Annotated in this window: 14 protein-coding genes; 9 read left to right on the top strand and 5 right to left on the bottom strand. The window is 71.0% G+C overall.

Annotation, left to right across the window (positions count from 1 at the left end):
• Window positions 1-61: 61 nt before the first annotated feature.
• Window positions 62-1,282, bottom strand: a complete 1,221-nt coding sequence (locus ACFP2T_RS42315; RefSeq protein WP_377432564.1) for a cellulose-binding domain-containing protein — start codon at window positions 1,280-1,282, stop codon at window positions 62-64.
• 365 nt (window positions 1,283-1,647) lie between these two features.
• Here ACFP2T_RS42315 and ACFP2T_RS42320 point away from each other — a divergent pair, with 365 nt between their 5' ends.
• The 3 genes from ACFP2T_RS42320 (at window position 1,648) to ACFP2T_RS42330 (ending at window position 4,955) form a co-directional block, all read left to right on the top strand.
• Window positions 1,648-1,980, top strand: a complete 333-nt coding sequence (locus ACFP2T_RS42320) for a YnfA family protein (RefSeq protein WP_377432565.1) — start codon at window positions 1,648-1,650, stop codon at window positions 1,978-1,980.
• Window positions 1,981-2,302: 322 nt separating this feature from the next.
• Window positions 2,303-4,123 carry a carbohydrate-binding module family 20 domain-containing protein gene (locus ACFP2T_RS42325; protein WP_377432566.1) on the top strand — a complete coding sequence of 607 codons (1,821 nt, stop codon included), beginning with the start codon at window positions 2,303-2,305 and terminating at the stop codon, window positions 4,121-4,123.
• A gap of 211 nt (window positions 4,124-4,334) precedes the next feature.
• Complete coding sequence (locus tag ACFP2T_RS42330) at window positions 4,335-4,955, top strand: hypothetical protein (protein WP_377432568.1); 621 nt, start codon at window positions 4,335-4,337, stop codon at window positions 4,953-4,955.
• Here ACFP2T_RS42330 and ACFP2T_RS42335 read toward each other — a convergent pair.
• On the bottom strand, window positions 4,852-5,295 hold the full coding sequence (locus ACFP2T_RS42335; RefSeq protein WP_377432570.1) for an SRPBCC family protein: 444 nt from the start codon (window positions 5,293-5,295) through the stop codon (window positions 4,852-4,854). The genes ACFP2T_RS42330 and ACFP2T_RS42335 overlap by 104 nt on opposite strands.
• A gap of 73 nt (window positions 5,296-5,368) precedes the next feature.
• On the opposite strand from ACFP2T_RS42335, the gene ACFP2T_RS42340 reads away from it, so the two are divergent.
• The 3 genes from ACFP2T_RS42340 to surE all read left to right on the top strand — a co-directional run bounded on the left by ACFP2T_RS42340 (window position 5,369) and on the right by surE (window position 7,734).
• Complete coding sequence (locus ACFP2T_RS42340; protein ID WP_377432571.1) at window positions 5,369-5,866, top strand: HIT family protein; 498 nt, start codon at window positions 5,369-5,371, stop codon at window positions 5,864-5,866.
• A 66-nt stretch (window positions 5,867-5,932) separates the two neighbouring features.
• Window positions 5,933-6,910, top strand: coding sequence for a 1-phosphofructokinase family hexose kinase (locus ACFP2T_RS42345; RefSeq protein ID WP_377432573.1), 978 nt, complete (start codon window positions 5,933-5,935; stop codon window positions 6,908-6,910).
• Window positions 6,907-7,734, top strand: a complete 828-nt coding sequence (surE, locus tag ACFP2T_RS42350; protein ID WP_377432574.1) for a 5'/3'-nucleotidase SurE — start codon at window positions 6,907-6,909, stop codon at window positions 7,732-7,734. The genes ACFP2T_RS42345 and surE overlap by 4 nt, the downstream gene beginning before the upstream one ends.
• Before the next feature lie 52 nt (window positions 7,735-7,786).
• On the opposite strand, the gene ACFP2T_RS42355 is transcribed toward surE, so the two are convergent.
• Window positions 7,787-8,158 (bottom strand): STAS domain-containing protein, encoded by a 372-nt coding sequence (locus tag ACFP2T_RS42355; protein WP_192771540.1) that lies wholly within the window; start codon window positions 8,156-8,158, stop codon window positions 7,787-7,789.
• A gap of 559 nt (window positions 8,159-8,717) precedes the next feature.
• On the opposite strand from ACFP2T_RS42355, the gene ACFP2T_RS42360 reads away from it, so the two are divergent.
• Both ACFP2T_RS42360 and ACFP2T_RS42365 read left to right on the top strand, forming a co-directional pair.
• The gene (locus tag ACFP2T_RS42360; RefSeq protein WP_377432576.1) at window positions 8,718-8,861 is read left to right on the top strand and encodes a hypothetical protein; all 144 of its coding nucleotides are present in this window, start codon (window positions 8,718-8,720) and stop codon (window positions 8,859-8,861) included.
• Window positions 8,862-9,036: 175 nt separating this feature from the next.
• Entirely contained in the window at window positions 9,037-9,468 is a 432-nt protein-coding gene (locus ACFP2T_RS42365; RefSeq protein WP_377432577.1) for a hypothetical protein, read from the top strand.
• Between the two features lie 92 nt (window positions 9,469-9,560).
• On the opposite strand, the gene ACFP2T_RS42370 is transcribed toward ACFP2T_RS42365, so the two are convergent.
• Window positions 9,561-12,284, bottom strand: a complete 2,724-nt coding sequence (locus ACFP2T_RS42370) for a cellulose binding domain-containing protein (RefSeq protein WP_377432578.1) — start codon at window positions 12,282-12,284, stop codon at window positions 9,561-9,563.
• A gap of 380 nt (window positions 12,285-12,664) precedes the next feature.
• On the bottom strand, window positions 12,665-14,872 hold the full coding sequence (locus tag ACFP2T_RS42375; RefSeq protein WP_377432580.1) for a hypothetical protein: 2,208 nt from the start codon (window positions 14,870-14,872) through the stop codon (window positions 12,665-12,667).
• 268 nt (window positions 14,873-15,140) lie between these two features.
• Between ACFP2T_RS42375 and ACFP2T_RS42380 the strand changes: the two genes are divergently transcribed.
• On the top strand, window positions 15,141-15,818 hold the full coding sequence (locus tag ACFP2T_RS42380; RefSeq protein WP_377432582.1) for a BON domain-containing protein: 678 nt from the start codon (window positions 15,141-15,143) through the stop codon (window positions 15,816-15,818).
• The last annotated feature ends 12 nt before the right edge of the window (window positions 15,819-15,830 follow it).

A 15,830-nucleotide genomic window follows, 5' to 3' on the forward strand; every position in this document is an offset into this window, starting at 1 on the left:
CGTCGCCCGGTGTTTCTCCGGGCGACGGACGCCGAACCGTAAGTCCCGGCGTCGGTGCCGGTCAGCAGCCGATCCTGGACGAGCCCAGCGCGACGTCGTCGAACCACAGCGTGTCCGAGCCCTCGCCGTAGCTCTCCCAGCCCAACCGCAGGTCGGTCAGGTTCGGCCGCCAGTTCGCCCGGTTGAGCCACTGTCCGTCGACGTCGTGGGTCGGGGTGCCGTCGGCGGTCAGCCCCGTCACCGCCGAGCCGTCGACCCAGGTCGACAACCGGCCCTGGGTGCCGTCGACCATGAACTCGACACAGGTCCAGCGGTTGACCGGCAACGGAACGCTGAGCGCGACACCGTTCGGGCTCTGCTCGGGCAGGGTGGCGTCGTCCGAGGCCCGGTTCCATTGCAGGGCACCGTTCTGGCCGCCCATCCGCAGGTCACGGTTGCCGTCGTTGGCGTCCCGCATGGCCAGGAACGTCACGTGCTGGGCCGGCAGCGCGGTGGTGTGCCGGACCCAGAGCCGGGCGTACCGCACCGCGCCGAGCCCGCTGAGGTCCCGGTTGGACCGGACGAACACGTGGTTGCAGTAGCCGGCGGTGCCGTTGACCCGTACCGATCGGCTGCCCTGGTGCGCGACCGCGGTGTCGATGGTGGCGGTCCCGGTCCCCTGGCAGTCCGGGTAGTTCAGGCTCCAGTCGCCGGACGGCGCGGACCCGGTCTGGTTCTCGAAGCCGTCGCAGAGTGCGGCGCCGCCACAGCCGGTCGGCGGCCCGGTGGTCGGCGGCCTGGTGGTCGGCGGAGCCGTGGTGGGTGGAGCCGTGGTCGGCGGGGCGGTCGTCGGCGGGGCCGTGGTGGGCGGGACCGTGGTCGGCGGTGGGGTGGTCGGTTCGGCGCCGTTGCACGGTACGCCGTTGAGCGTGAACCCGGTCGGGGCCGCCGCGCTGCTGGCGTAGGTACCCTGCACGCCGAACTCGGTCGACCCGCCGGCCGGAAGTGAGCCGTTCCATGCCACGTTCCGGGCGGTCACGGCCGTGCCGGACTGGCTGACCTCTGCGTTCCAACTGCTGGTGATCCGCTGGTCGCCACCATAGGTCCAGGTGACGGTCCAGCCGTTGACCGCGGTGTCCCCCGCGGTCACCCGGATGGCGGCGGTGAAGCCACCGGTCCACTGATTCGCCTGGTAGCCGACCAGACATCCGGCGGCGGCCTGGGCGGATGGCACCAGGGTCAGGCTGACCACGGCGACGACGCTCGCGGCGAGTGCGGTCACCAGGGCGACAGCCAGGGACACGCGGCGGTACGGTGCGGAGACCCTCATGGGATTCCTCTCGACAACTGCCGGGCCGCCGAACGCGGGCCGGCAGTGCTGCTGCTGGGTCGACGGTCGGCCGGCACACGACACCCCGTGTACGGCCGCCCTACGCCTCCCGCGATCGGCTCCCGCGATCGAACGAGTTCGGACACGACATCTCCGGCCAGCCCGGGCCCGGATCGTCCAGTGCCGAACGCCCGGCTCAGCTTAGAGACCGATATCAATGCCTGCAACTGATCGGCCGTCCGGTCGGGCCGCGCGAGGTTCGACCGGGTGAGCCGGGAGGTCCGAGCCGGTGAGCCGGCCGGGCGGGGTCCACCCCGGTCGGCGGCCACAATGACCGGATGACCGTGGCCCGCTCGCTGCTGCTGTTCCTGCTCGCCGCCGTCGCCGAGATCGGCGGGGCCTGGCTGGTCTGGCAGGGCATCCGAGAGCAGCGCGGCCTGCTGTTCGTGGCCGCCGGCATGCTGGCACTGGCCGGGTACGGGTTTGTCGCGGCGTTCCAGCCGGATCCGAACTTCGGTCGGGTGCTCGCCGCCTACGGCGGGGTATTCGTGGCCGGCTCGCTCGGCTGGGCCGTACTGGTGGACCGGTTCCGTCCGGACCGCTACGACCTGACCGGCGCCGCCGTCTGCCTGCTCGGCGTCGCGATCATCATGTACGCCCCGCGCGGCTGATCGACGTCCCGCGGCTACCACACCTGAAAGTTCTGCAAGATGCGTACCCGAGGCGTTCGGCCGGGACCTGCGGCGATGTCCAGCGGTGACCAACGCAGCGGCCGGTTCTCTGCAAGTGATAAGCCAACAAATGGCGACAACCCCGCACAGACATCCAAGCAGAGTGATGCTTTACGGCCTCGCAAGGCGGTGATAGCTTCCCGGCAACATTTGCAAGAACTTGCAGGCCGAGGCCGTTGCACCGCCCAGCCGCCCCCACCCGGCCGACGGCGCTCCACGCCCGGCAACCCCGCCCCGCTCGCTCCGCGCAGAGGAGGTTCCGATGCGTACCCGAAGTACCCTCGCCGCCATCCTGACCGCCGTACTCGCCGTCGCCGTGACCGTGGCCGGTGGCGTCGCCGCCCGGCAGGCCGAGCCGGCCATCGCCAGCCCGGCCAGTCCAGGCGCCAAGGACGTGATCGTCCACCTGTTCCAGTGGCCCTGGGCCTCGATCGCCACCGAGTGCACCACCGTCCTCGGCCCGAAGGGCTTCGGCGGGGTGCAGGTGTCGCCACCACAGGAACACGTCGTACTGCCCGGCCGGGGCTACCCGTGGTGGCAGGACTACCAGCCGGTCAGCTACCAGTTGATCACCCGGCGCGGCGACCGGGCCGCGTTCGCCGGCATGGTCCAGACCTGTCACAACGCGGGCGTGAAGATCTACGTGGACGCGATCGTCAACCACATGGCCGGCGGCGCGTCGACCGGCTCGGGCAGCGGCGGCTCGACGTACAGCCAGTACAGCTATCCGGCGGTGCCGTACGGCAACGACGACTTCCACCACTGTGGACGCAACGGCAACGACGACATCGCCAACTGGAGTGACCGCTGGGAGATCCAGAACTGCGAACTGGTCGACCTCTCCGACCTGCGGACCGAGGCGTCGTACGTGCGCGGCAGGCTCACCGCGTACCTGAACGACCTGGTCTCGCTCGGCGTGGACGGCTTCCGGGTGGACGCCGCCAAGCACCTCTCCGCCGCCGACCTGGCCGCGATCGTCGACCCGGTGACCGGCAGCCCGTACGTCTTCTCCGAGGTGATCGAGGGCGGCTCCGGCGAGCCGACCCCGGTGGAGTACGCGGGGATCGGTGACGTCACCGAGTTCCGCTACGGCGACGTGGTGGGCAACGCCTTCTCCGGCGGCAACCTGACGAACCTGAACAACCTCGCCTCGTCCATGCGGCTCGGCTCCGGCGACGCGGTGGCGTTCGTCGACAACCACGACACCCAGCGCAACGGGCGGGCCCGGCTGACGTACAAGAACGGTTCGGCGTACGCGCTCGCCGAGGCGTTCATGATCGCCTGGCCGTACGGTGTACCGCAGGTGATGTCGAGCTTCACGTTCAGCGACCCGGAGGCCGGGCCGCCCAGGAACGGCAACGGCACCACCAGCGCGGTCAACTGCGCCAGCGGCTGGGCGTGCGAGCACCGCTGGCGGACCACCGCCAACATGGTCGGGCTGCGCAACGCCGCCGCCGGGGCGGGCGTGACGAACTGGTGGAGCAACGGCTCCAACCAGGTCGCCTTCGGGCGGGGCAGTGCCGGGTACGCCGCGTTCAACCGCAACGGCAGCGCGCTGACCCGTACCTTCCAGACCAGCCTGCCGGCCGGCACGTACTGCGACGTCATGAACGGTGACTTCACCGGCGGCGCCTGCACCGGTACGACGTACCCGGTCAACAGCGCCGGCCAGGTCACCGCGACGGTTCCGGCGAACGGCGCGCTGGCGCTGCACGTGAACGCCCGCACCTCGGGCACCCCCGGCCCGACGCCGACCACGACACCGCCGCCGACCGGCGGACCGTGCGGTACGGTCGCCACCACCTTCGAGGTCGACGCCAGCACGGTGTGGGGGCAGAACGTCTACGTCGTCGGCAACGTCCCGGCACTCGGCAACTGGGACCCGACGAACGCTGTTCCGCTCTCTTCGGCGAGCTACCCGGTCTGGCGGGCCACCGTCGGCCTGCCCGGCGGAGCGGCCGTGCAGTACAAGTACGTCAAGCGGAACGGCGGTCAGGTGATCTGGGAGAGCGACCCGAACCGGTCCCGGAACACGCCGTCCACCGCTCCCTGCGCCACGACCTGGACCGACACCTGGCGCTGAGCCGGCATCCGGAACCGCAGAACCGCGTGACGGGTGCTCCGCGACCGCCGAACGGGCGCCGCCGGTCAACTGCCGAACGGGCGCCGCCGGTCAACTGCCGAACGGGCGCCGCCGGTCAGCCGGCGGCGCCCGCGCGTACGCCCGGTGACGTATCCGGGTCGTACACACTCGCACGACGCGTCGTCGGCGTTCGCTCGGGAGCATTGCCCGTATGAAGCTCTCTCCGCCCTGGCGAAAGGCCCTTCTCACCCTGCACGTCGTCACCGCCGTCGGCTGGTTGGGTGTCGACGTGGTGCTGTTGACGCTCGGCGTGGCCGGGGCGCGCGGCGCCGCCCCGGACGTGGTCTATCCGGCCATCGGCCTGATCGGCATGATCCTCTTCGTCCCGCTCAGCGTGCTGGCCTGGCTGGTCGGCATCGTCAGCGCGCTGTGCACTCCGTGGGGGCTGCTGCGGCACCGATGGGTGGCGGTCAAACTGATCATCACCACCGTGATGCTCGGCGCCGTCCTCTTCGCCCTGCTGCCGAATCTGCGTACCGCCGCCGAACTGGGCGCGGCAACCCCCGCCGATGCTCGAACGGGGCTGCTGATGGCACCCATCGTCTCCACCACCCTGCTGACGATCGCCACCATCCTCTCCACATACAAGCCATGGGGCCGGCTACGCCGGGGTCAGCGGTTAATAGGGGGCCCTTCTTCTACAGAAAACGATAAGAAGGGGCCCTTCCTTACCTCTCCAGCGCGGCGGGGAGCCGGGCAGCCAGCGCCAGGTGGGCGGCGCGGGCCTGCCGGAGGGCGTACGGGAACAGCGGTGCGGGCGCGGAGAGGGTGATCTCGACGTCGACCCGGACCAGTCCGTCGGGTTCCCGGGTCAGCCGGGTGTGGTTGTGCACGGTGGTACGCGGCCACTGCCGAGCCACCATCTCCACCTCCTCCGGGCCGACCCGAAGGGTGTCGGTCTGGTAGGTGATCCGGAACCGGAGGGGTCCCCAGGTCAGTCGGTCGGTGACGAGCTGGCTGCGGAGGATCCCCGGCCCGGACGGCCGGGAGCGGACCCGGACGATCAGCGGATGCAGCTCGGCCTGCCGCTCCACGTCGCCGAGCAGCCGTACGGCGTCGGCCAGTTCGCACCGGGCCCGCGCGCTGTACCGGAACGAGCCTGTTCGTGGCACCCGTCGCCTCCCCGGGTCGTCGGACCCGCGACAGTGGTCGGCGCCGGATCCGTGAGGAAAATAGACTCCCATCGTGGACTGCCTCGCCTGCCGGAACAATGATCTGTCTTCGGTGCTGCCGCCCCGGGAGCGGGTGGCCGAGGATCCGCACTGGCGGGTGGCGCACGCGTTCGACACGTCGCTGCCCGGTTGGCTGGTGCTGGTCCCCCGCCGCCACGTGACCTCGATCGCCGAGCTGACCGACGCGGAGGCGGCGACGCTCGGCCTGTGGCAGGTTCGGCTCGCCCGGGCGTTGGAGGCGGTCACCGGCTGCGCGAAGACGTACGTGATCCAGTTCGCCGAGCAGGACGGCTTCCACCACGTCCACTTCCACGTCGTACCCCGGATGCCGGACCTTCCCGCCGAACGGCGCGGGCCCCGGATCTTCGGATATCTGCATCCGCCGGTCGACGAGCTGCTCGACGACGATCGCCGGGACGAGTTGGCCGTGGCGCTCCGGGCGCGACTCGATGCCGATGGTCCGTCCGTCGATGCCGACGGTCCGCCGGTCGATGTCGATCCGTTGGTTTGACGGCATAAGTGGGGCTTCTGCCTTGTTTGATTGCATGAATAGCGGCCAATAGGGTATCTAACGGGCATGAGTGGACATGTCATGGTCTTCGCCCCCGACCCGCAGCTCACGGTCACCATCGACCAACCGGCGGACGAGACCGAGATCCACCTGCATCCGGGCGGCCAGGGCGTCTGGCAGGCCAGGATGATCAAGTGTCTGGGTACGTCCGTGGTGCTCTGCGCGGGGCTCGGCGGTGAGATCGGGCAGGTCCTCGAACCCCTGCTGTCCGGCGAGGGAGTCGACCTCCGGGTGATCCACCGGGAGTCCAGCAGCGGTGGCTACGTGCACGACCGGCGCGATGGGGCCCGCCAGGAGATCGCCTCGGTGCCCGGCCATCCGCTCAACCGGCACGAGTTGGACGAGCTCTACAACCTGGCCCTGGGCGAAGGGCTGGGCGCCGAGGTGAGCATCCTCAGCGGCCCCGGCCACCCGAACCTGGTCGCACCGGACATCTACCGCCGGCTCGCCGCCGACCTGGGCCGCAACGGCAGCCGGGTGATCGCCGACCTCTCCGGGGCGCACCTGGCCGCGGTGCTGGACAGCGGCGTGTCGGTGCTGAAGGTCAGCCACGAGGAGCTGATCCGGGACGGCTGGGCCGCCGACGACAGCAGGGCGGAACTCGTCCGGGTCGCCCGGGCGCTGCATGCCAACGGCGCCGAGTCGGTGGTGCTCAGCCGGGCCGAGAGTCCCGCACTCGTCCTGATCGACGGCGAGGTTTCCGAACTCGACATGCCCCGGCTGGAGGTGGCGGACCCACGCGGTGCCGGCGACTCGATGACCGCGGGGGTGGCGGCGGTGCTGGCCCAGGGCGGCGACGTACGGCTGGCGGTCCGCACCGGGGCCGCGGCGGGGGCGCTGAACGTCACCCGGCACGGGCTCGGCACCGGCCGACCGGACGCGATCGCGGGCCTGGTCGACCGGGTTCGACTGGCACCGATCGGCACCGACCGGCAGGATCGGATGACACCCGACGAACTGGCGCACCGGACGACCAACCCATGACACTCCGCGTACTGATCACCAACGACGACGGCATCGCAGCCCCTGGACTCCGCTGGCTGGCCCGGACGGCAGCGGCCCGGGGGCTGGACGTGGTGGTCGCGGCGCCCAGCGAGGAGGCCAGCGGGGCCAGCGCCGCGATGAGCGCGGTCGAGCGGGACGGCCGGGTGGTCGTCGAGGAACACTCGATCGAGGAACTGCCGGGCGTACGGGCGTACGGGGTCGCCGGCTCACCCGGGCTCATCACCCTGATCGCCCTGCACGGGGCGTTCGGCCCGGCACCGGCGGTGGTGCTCTCCGGGGTCAACCGGGGCGCCAACGCCGGCCGGGCGGTGTTGCACTCCGGGACGGTCGGTGCGGCGTTCACCGCCGCCGCCAACGGCTGCCACGGGATGGCGGTCTCGCTCGACGTGCTCTCCCCGGTCGAGGCGAGCGCCGGCAGCGGGGGTGCCGCGATAGCGGTTCCGCATCCGGACCGGGACCAGCGACGGCACTGGGCGACGCCGGCCCGGGTGGCCCTGGATCTCCTGCCCCGGTTGACCGCCGGGCCTACCGAGACCGTGCTGAACGTGAACGCCCCCGACGTGCCGTACGAGCGACTGCGCGGGGTCCGGCGGGGCTCACTGGCCGGGTTCGGGCAGGTGCAGATGACCGTGGCGGAGGCGGGCAAGGGGTTCGTGCGTACGGCCCTGGAGGAGTCCGGCGAGCGCGTCGTGCCGGGCACCGACGTGGCCTGGCTGGCGGAGGGTTACGCCTCGGTGACGGCGATCCGGGCGGTCACCGAGGCGTCCGACGTGGATCTGTCCGGCCTGGACGATCCACGGTGAGAGGTTGGTGGGTGGTCCGGTAGACGACGCTGGGTCGCTGACCGGATCGCGGTCAGGCGCCGGGGACCTTTACTTCCTCGGCGGCGGACGCGGCACCCGCGAAGTAGGGTTCCGGCGCGCCGAACAGGCCGAGCAGCCCGGTGACCCAGAGTTGCCGGTGGACGAACCGACTCGGTTCGGTGACCACGAGCTTGACGCCGCTGACCTCTGCGGTCTGGAAGCCGGCGACCATGGCGCTGATGCCGACCGAGTCGATGAAGCTGACCAGTCGCATGTTGAGCTCGATCCGTGACGGCCGCCCCTTGGTCAACACCCCGGCGATCGCCTCACGAACCTCGTACGCCGTATCGACGTCGATTTCTCCACGAGGGGCGATCTCCACTACTCCACCGGGCAGGACCGACTTGACGATCGACAGGCTCACGCGAGCACCTCCACTCGCCCATGTCCGGGCGCCTAATCAGTACGCGGGCCGCGACCGAGAGTATTCCTCTGACGGCCCCGATCGCCACCCTTCCGGACGGGCAATCTATTCAACGAGCCGACAAACCAGCCCGGTAACGGGGCAAACTACGCTAAATTTTCCTGCCCGTACCGGGATCATAACTACCCTCGCCACCCACAGCCGTCAGCCTAGCCGTCGACGGGGCAGCGTCGCTCCACCAGCACACTGTGTCGTGGCCCGCTCGGGCCGCGGGGACCGCCCCGAGGCTTCCCGTGCCGCTCGGGCTCCGTGCCGACCCGCACTACGAGCAGGCGAACGGCCATCCGGTCCACCGCTCCCGCTCGCTCACCCGCCCCTTCGCCGACGGTGGTGATCCCGCACACTCCAGGGGCCCACCGTGCGCCGGGGACGTTTGCGAACCTTCGCCAGCGGCTGGTGCGGATGCGACGAGACGGGCGGGTGTGTCGCGGAGCACTTAGCATGAGGCGTAGCGCCGTCGCGCGCAGGACGGCCCTCCACGTTCGGGAAGGGACACCTGATGCTGAGGAAACTGATCGGACTGGCCGGCGTCGGCGCGCTGCTGGCTCTGGTACTGGCGTGCGGGTTCGGCGGCGGGGGCGATGACGACGACGATGACGACGACGATTTCGCCAAGCCTGCGTCGATTGTCCTGATCCGCTGAGCACTTGGGTCGTATCGGCAGCGGGCGCCGTCCGGTTCCGGCACACTTCGAAGCGTGATCCCGGGTTTGCCAGGAAAGACGCCTGGGCACCTCCCGTGTAGCAAGCCGCAACCGCGCCGAACAGACGCCTCTGTCCGAAGTGGCCGCTGATTTCGGCAACCGAGGAGGTAGCACGATGCTCGGAACCAACCTGCTGAAACACCAGAGCAAGCCCGAGCGGGTCGCCGACCAGGCGTGGGAACACCTGACCAACGTCGTCAACTCGGCCGGTGACTCGGTGCGGCACGTCGCTCGCGACACCGCCCGCTCGGCACGACGGACCAGCTCCCACCTCACCGGACAGGCCGGGGACCGGGTCGGTGCCGTCACCGACGAGGCATGGCAGCGGGCCAACCGGGCGTACGACGCCCTCGCCGGCCGCCGCCCGGGAGTGCCCTGGGCCTGGCTGATCGGGGCCGGACTGGTCGGGGCCGCGCTGGCCTGGGCCGCCACCACCGCGTCCCGGGCCGCCCTGGCCCGGGCCGAGCGGGAACTGCCCGCCAGCGACCGGCTGGAGTACGTGGACGTCGACCGGGCCGACTCACCGATCCGGGTCGACACCACCTGATCCGTTCCGACCCGTCGACCGGCTCGCCCGGCCGACGGTGGTACGCCAACCGGGGCCCGCCGCGTTCGCGGCGGACCCCGGTTCGTGTGCGGTCAGCTCCGCGCGCAGCCGACCGTCGCCGGTACGGCGTTCGTGCCGGTCCAACTTCCGAGGAAGCCGAACGTGGTGGACGTGTTCGCGGCCAGGTTGCCGTTGTACGCCGCGTTGCGCACCGAGACGGACGAACCGGTCTGGGTGTGTGCGCCACCCCAGATCTGACTGATCGTCTGTCCGTTCGCGAAACTCCAGCTCACCGTCCAGCCGGTCATCGCCGACGTGCCGGTGTTCTGGACCGTCACCTCGGCCTGGAAGCCGCCCTGCCAGGAGCCGGTCACCCGGTAGGTGGCCGAGCAGCCACCGCTCGGCGGTGCCGAGGTGGGTGGCGTGGTCGGCGGCCGGGTGGTGGGTGGCGTGGTCGGCGGCCGGGTGGTGGGCGGCGTCGTCGGCGGGCGCGTGGTCGGCGTGCCGGTCGGCCCGCCCAGCCGGTCGGCGACCAGGATTCCCCGGCCGTTCGTGCCCAGGTAGACCCGGCCGTAGACCCTCGGGTCACCGGTCAGCGCCTCGCCCATGTTGCCGTACTGGTGCTGGTCGTCGTTGATCCGGACCCATACCGCGCCGGCGTTGTCCGACCGGTACACCCCGCGCACGCCGTCGACCGTGCCGACCAGGAAGACCGCCGGGTACGTCTGCCCCGGTGCCGCCCGGCCGAAGCCGACGTTGACCGCACTGCTCACGTTCGATGCCCTGGTGAAGCTGGCACCGGAGTCGGTCGACCGGAACAGCCCGGTGTCCCCGGCCAGCCAGATGTCGCCCTCGGCGCCGGCCACCGCCTTGAACTTGGCGTCGGTGGGCAGTCCGGTGGCGGCGGTGGCGGTGAAGCTCTGCCCGCCGTTGGTGCTGACGTAGAACCGGCCGGCCGAGTAGCCGTAGAACTTGTTCGGGTTCACCCGGTCGGACTCGATCCGGGCGTTGGCCGGGATGCCGCTGGACTGGCTCCACGAGTTGCCGTAGCCCACCGAGTAGACCACCTGCTGCCCCGAGTCGCCGGGCGCCCAGACGAACCGGCTGCCGTCGGCCGCCGTGGCGACCGTACCGCCGTTGTTGATCCCGCCCGGCTCCTGGGCCTGGAACCAGTTCGCCCCGCCGTCGGTGGAGAAGGCGACGTGGCTGTCGTTCGGCCGCTCGGAGTCCGCGAAGTTGCCGGTCCGGACCATGATGCCCGGGTTCAGTTCGGCGAAGTCCAGGCTGGTGGTGCTGGTGAAGTACGGCTGCTGGAACATCATCGGCGGTACGGCGTCGATGTTGGCGTGCCGGAAACCGCCGATGTCGCCGAGCCCGCTGACCAGCGGGGCGCCGGAGGGCGGGCTGATCAGGTCGAGGACGGCGGTCTCCTCCAGCCCCCGGACCATCGGCCGGATGGTGAGCGTCCCGCCGCTGTCCCAGTTGCGCAGGTTGGTGGTGCCGTAGATGGTGGCGCCGGTGCCGTACATCATCCGGTTGCCGTCGAACGGGTCGATCTCCAGGGACTCGTTCATCCAGCCCAGCTTCGGCGACTCCTCCGGCGGGGCGGGGTTCGCCCCGAGCGAGAGCCACGGCACCGAGCTGATGTCCATGGTGTAGCGCTTGGTCCGGTTCGGGTACGCCCCGAAGTCCCAGATCCGGGTCCAGGTCGCGCCGCCGTCCGTGCTGCGCCAGAAGATCGCGTCCGGCCACCAGGAGATCTGGGTGGCGACCATGATGGTGTTCGGGTTCTGCCGGTCGATGGTCAACCCGCTGTACCCGAAGTACGCGTCGGCGCTGCTCGACGGGATCGGGCTGATCTGGGTCCAGGCGCCGGTGGCCCGGTTGAACTTCCAGACGTCGCCCTTGGCCCCGTCGTACGGGCCGCCGGTGTCGCTGGTGGCGATGTAGAGGAACCCGCCGACGTGGTCGACGACGCCCTTGTGCGCCAGGTAGCCGGTCGGCTGCCCGGCGATCCGCTCCCAGCTCGTACCGCCGTTGGTGCTGCGGTAGACCGGGTTGGCCTTGTCGGCGACCCCGACGTAGATGGTCTGGGTGGCGTTGCCGGCGGTGCCGGTGCTCTTGTCGAAGCTCACCCAGGTGACCCCCTGGTTGCCGTTCAGGTAGTTGTTGGGGTCGTTCGGGTCCTGGGCGTAGTTGCCGGCGTTCGGAAAGTTCGTCACCTTGGCCCAGGTCGCCCCGTAGTCGGTGCTGCGCCAGAGCCCGTTTCCGCCCTCGGCGCCGTAGTAGATCGTGCTGTTCCGGTTGGGATCGACCGCGAGCCGCTCGCCCTGGCCCCGCCCCGGCATGTTGCCGCCGACCTTGAACGGCAACTGGTACGCCTGCCAGGTGTTGCCCTTGTCGGTGGAGCGGAGGATCGCGCCGTTGTTCGGGTCCCAGTCGTTGGTGTACATCCCGACGGCCGCGTACACCCGGTTGGTCTGCACCGGATCCGTGGCCATGCTGAGCACGCCGTTCCAGCCCCACCGGTCCCAGCCCACCCAGTCCAGCAGCGGGGTCCAGGACTGGCTGGACTGCTCCCAACGGTAGGCGCCGCCGATGTCGGTACGGGCATAGATCAGGTTCCGCTCGGTGGGGTTGAAGACGATGCCCGGGACGAAGCCGCCGCCGTCGATCCGGACGTTCCGCCACGAGTACGGCTCGGACGCGGCCGCCGAGGCCGGTGCGGCGGACGGGCTGACGGCGACCTGGGCCACCACGGCCACCGCGCCGGCGGCCAGTACGGCCGCGAGCGCACTGGCGAGACTTCTACGCATGTACGGCTCCCTGTGTCGAAGAGCTTGCGCTAATCGGCGTGCCCGGGGGAACGGCACGCCGGAGAGGACAACCGCCAGGCACGGCGAGCGTTCCGCAGGTGTCGCCGGAGACGGTGCGAGCCGTCCGGTCCCGCCGGTCGCGTGCGTGGACGTGAGATTTGCGATCAGGAGCTGCCCTGGGCTCCCGTGGCGTCGTCCTGGCTCCCTCGACGGCCTCGTGCAGACGTTCACACACGCCTGCGCTCACTGTCAATAGTTGCGCACCCAAACTAATCGGGAGGGTCCGGTCGTCCCGACTCCACTTCGGACGGCGCCGTCGACCGCTGCCGCCCGCTCGCGACAGCTGCCGCCCGCTCGCGACAGGCGCCGCTTCTCGGCGGTCAGCCGAGCCGGAACACCACCGAGCCGGAGACCTCCTCGCGGGAGATGCCCAGCCCGTCCACCGGCCGGATCAACGCGTCCTGCCACGGCGTACCCGACAGATATTCCGGCAGCACCACGACGGTACGAATGCCCAGGTCACGCAGATAGGCGACGCTGCCCTGGTCGGGGAAAGCCGCCGTCATGGCGTGGGTCCGCGCCTGGGACTCCGGGGTGAAGGCGGCCAGCCCGTTCACCATCTTCGGGAAGTTGTCGGTGGACCAGAGCATCACGCTGAACTCCAGCGTTCCGCTGGCCGGCAGTACCAGCAGCGGTCCCTCGGCCGTACGCATTGCCGCCGGCTGGGGCAGCACCGGTGCGTGCGGAGTGGTGTTGACGCCCTCCAGGAGGATCAGGGCGAGTGGCACCAGCGCGAGAAGCCGTACCAGGGTCTTCCTGAAGTCTGCGGCCCGCTCGGCCGGCGCCTTCCGGTCGGCTTCCACGAGGTCCGGCGGCGGCTGGTACGCGGCCGGACGCAGCAGCGGCACCGGCCCGTCCACCGGCGCTGCCGGTCCGGCCGGGACCGTCTCCGTCACCACCGCGCGCGACTGTGCCGGAACGTTCGACGATGCCGGGACCGCTGGATCGTCGGGGCCGGACGGAGCGTCCCCGGCCGCCGCGTCGCCAGCATCCACCGCGCCGCCAGCGGCCGCCGCGTGGGCGGCATCCGGCGCGTGGGCAGCATCCGGCGCGTGGGCGGCGTCGGATCCAGCCTCGGATCCGGCGGGAGCGTCGGGGTCGGCGGCCGGCGGGCGGGCGGTCATCGCGGTGAGCGCCCCGGCGGCCAGAATGCCGAGCAGCAGCGTGGTCCAGATCACCAGCCGACCCGAGGTACGGATCGCGTCCCAGCCGGGAGCGTGCAGCACCAGGGTGGCGTACCCGGGGTTACCGTCGCCACCGAAGTTGGTGCCGCTGGCCAGGGCGACGCTGACCAGTACCCCGACGCCGAGCAGGACCCGGTGCCGCAGCCGCCACACCGAGAAGAAGAGTCCGGCGAACGCGAGCCCGATCAGCACGACCCCCGGCAGCAGGGTCATCTCGCCAGCGAAGCTGAGCCCCTCCCGGGCGGCGGCGTGCCGCTCGCCCCAGAGCCAGTTCTCCGGCGGCGCGGTCAGGAAGCCCCGCATCGGCGGCGAGAACTGCGCCACGTGCGCCAGCGTCCGCCGGCCCGCCGGGTGCAGGGCCACCACCTCCAGGTACGGCAACGCCATGAAGAGCGTGACCCCGGTGAACACCGCCCCACCGGCCAGGTCGGCGGTGAGCAGCCGGCGCCCGAACACCGGACGGTTCCGACGACGCCACCAGGACCAGCCGAAACCGGCACCCGCCGCCAGGCAGACCAGCGCCAGGACGTAGCCGAAGGGCAGCCCGATGCCGAAGCCCAACGTCATCTGCCACGCCGCCACCAACCAGCCGGCAAAGGCCCAACCGGGGCGTCGCCGGTCCGGCCGGTACCCGTGGCGCAGCGACCAGCCGTGTCCCCGGGCCAACATCGCCAGGGCCAGCGCGATGCCGCCGATCGACAACACGTGCAGGTGGCCGGCCTGGGCCAGCTTCCACGGGGCGTACCCGAAGGCGACCCCGGCCGCCGCGGCGCCGATCCGGCCCGCGCCGAGCTGCCGAACCAGGGCGTACGCCCCGACGAAGGCGAGTGCGTGCACCAGGACGTACAGGATGTTGTAGCGCACCACGCCCGCGACCGGACCCTCGCCGATCATGCCCGCCGGGGCGTAACCGAGCAGGGTGTCGGAGTAGGCGTAGGTGTACGGCTCCGGATAGAACGTATTCGAATGCCACAACTGCGTTGGATCGTGCAGCAGCGCGTGCCCGCCCCAGGCGATCTGCCACGCCTGGAGGGTCGGGTCACCGATGTCCTGGGGGATCGTCGAGGTGATGTCCCGCAGCGTCGGCCAGGTCAGCAGTACGGCGAGCAGCAGCCCACCGAGCACGGCGAGCACCCACTCGTGCCTGACCAGGCGTACGAAAGCCGCCCGGACCCGGCGTCCTGACCCGGTCCGTCCGGTACCGGCCCCGTCCTGCCCGGCCGTCGCGTCCTGCCCGGCCGACGCGTCCTGCCCAGCCGACGCGTCCGGCCCGGCCGACGCCTCCGACCCGCTACCGGTCCGCTCGTCCTGCCCGGCCGGCGCTGTCTGCCGCTCGATCGTCATCCGCCATGTCCTTCCGGCTCGGGCCCTGTCCACCCGCAGCACACCGGCATTGATGATTCCTGATGTGGTTCAGGCTGTCACTCCCGCTCCCCCCGGCTCATCCGGCACGGGTGAGGAGACCTCACCCGAGCACGAGCGAGGGTCGAGTCGACGGGCGTGACCGGCGCGCCGCAGCCTACCGGGCGCGGGATCCGATCGGGTCGCGCTCCCGGCACGGTGCCCCGATATCGCCCGCCACCTGGAACCTCGACCGTGGGAAGGAACGACCATGGCCACCCGGACGACGATCCGCAGCGACGAGGAGATCCAGCGCGACGTACTGGAGGAACTGGGCTGGGAGCCCCGGGTGCAACCGAACGAGATCGGCGTCGCGGTCCGGGACGGCGTGGTGACTCTCAGCGGCTGGGTGGACAACTACGCCAAGAAGTGGTCGGCGGAGCGTGCGGCGCACCGGGTCAACCGGGTACGGGCGATCGCCAACGACATCGAGGTACGACTGCCGACCTCCGCGGAGCGCACCGACCCGGAGATCGCGGCGGCCGCCACCCGGGCACTGGAGTGGGACGCCTTCGTCCCGGTGGCGGCCATCGACGTGACCGTCTCCAACGGCTGGGTCGTACTGCGGGGCGAGGTCGAGTGGGAGTACCAGCGGCGCGCCGCCGAGCAGGCCGTACGCCGACTGTCCGGGGTACGCGGGTTGACCAACGGCATCTCGGTACGGCCGAGCGAGGAGCCGGCGTCGGACGAGATCTCCGAACGGATCCGCAGTGCCCTGCTGCGCAGCGTGGAGACCGATGCGGCCCGGATCGACATCCAGATCGAGGGCGATTCGGTGATCCTGGCCGGCACCGTCCGATCCTGGCTGGAACGCGAGGAGGCCGAGCGGGTCGCCTGGTCCGCTCCCGGTGTGACCACCGTGGACAACCACATCACCGTACGGCTGTGACGGCTCGCCCGG

The organism is Plantactinospora solaniradicis (genome assembly GCF_042658085.1).
GTDB lineage: Bacteria > Actinomycetota > Actinomycetes > Mycobacteriales > Micromonosporaceae > Plantactinospora > Plantactinospora solaniradicis.

What these genes read in the sequence shown, in the direction of transcription:
- ACFP2T_RS42320 (WP_377432565.1), top strand. Translation starts at nt 1,648, where the DNA reads ATGACCGTGGCCCGCTCGCTGCTGCTGTTCCTGCTCGCCGCCGTCGCC.
- ACFP2T_RS42325 (WP_377432566.1), top strand. Translation starts at nt 2,303, where the DNA reads ATGCGTACCCGAAGTACCCTCGCCGCCATCCTGACCGCCGTACTCGCC.
- ACFP2T_RS42330 (WP_377432568.1), top strand. Translation starts at nt 4,335, where the DNA reads ATGAAGCTCTCTCCGCCCTGGCGAAAGGCCCTTCTCACCCTGCACGTC.
- ACFP2T_RS42345 (WP_377432573.1), top strand. Translation starts at nt 5,933, where the DNA reads ATGAGTGGACATGTCATGGTCTTCGCCCCCGACCCGCAGCTCACGGTC.
- surE (WP_377432574.1), top strand. Translation starts at nt 6,907, where the DNA reads ATGACACTCCGCGTACTGATCACCAACGACGACGGCATCGCAGCCCCT.
- ACFP2T_RS42360 (WP_377432576.1), top strand. Translation starts at nt 8,718, where the DNA reads ATGCTGAGGAAACTGATCGGACTGGCCGGCGTCGGCGCGCTGCTGGCT.
- ACFP2T_RS42365 (WP_377432577.1), top strand. Translation starts at nt 9,037, where the DNA reads ATGCTCGGAACCAACCTGCTGAAACACCAGAGCAAGCCCGAGCGGGTC.
- ACFP2T_RS42370 (WP_377432578.1), bottom strand. Translation starts at nt 12,284, where the DNA reads ATGCGTAGAAGTCTCGCCAGTGCGCTCGCGGCCGTACTGGCCGCCGGC.
- ACFP2T_RS42375 (WP_377432580.1), bottom strand. Translation starts at nt 14,872, where the DNA reads ATGACGATCGAGCGGCAGACAGCGCCGGCCGGGCAGGACGAGCGGACC.
- ACFP2T_RS42380 (WP_377432582.1), top strand. Translation starts at nt 15,141, where the DNA reads ATGGCCACCCGGACGACGATCCGCAGCGACGAGGAGATCCAGCGCGAC.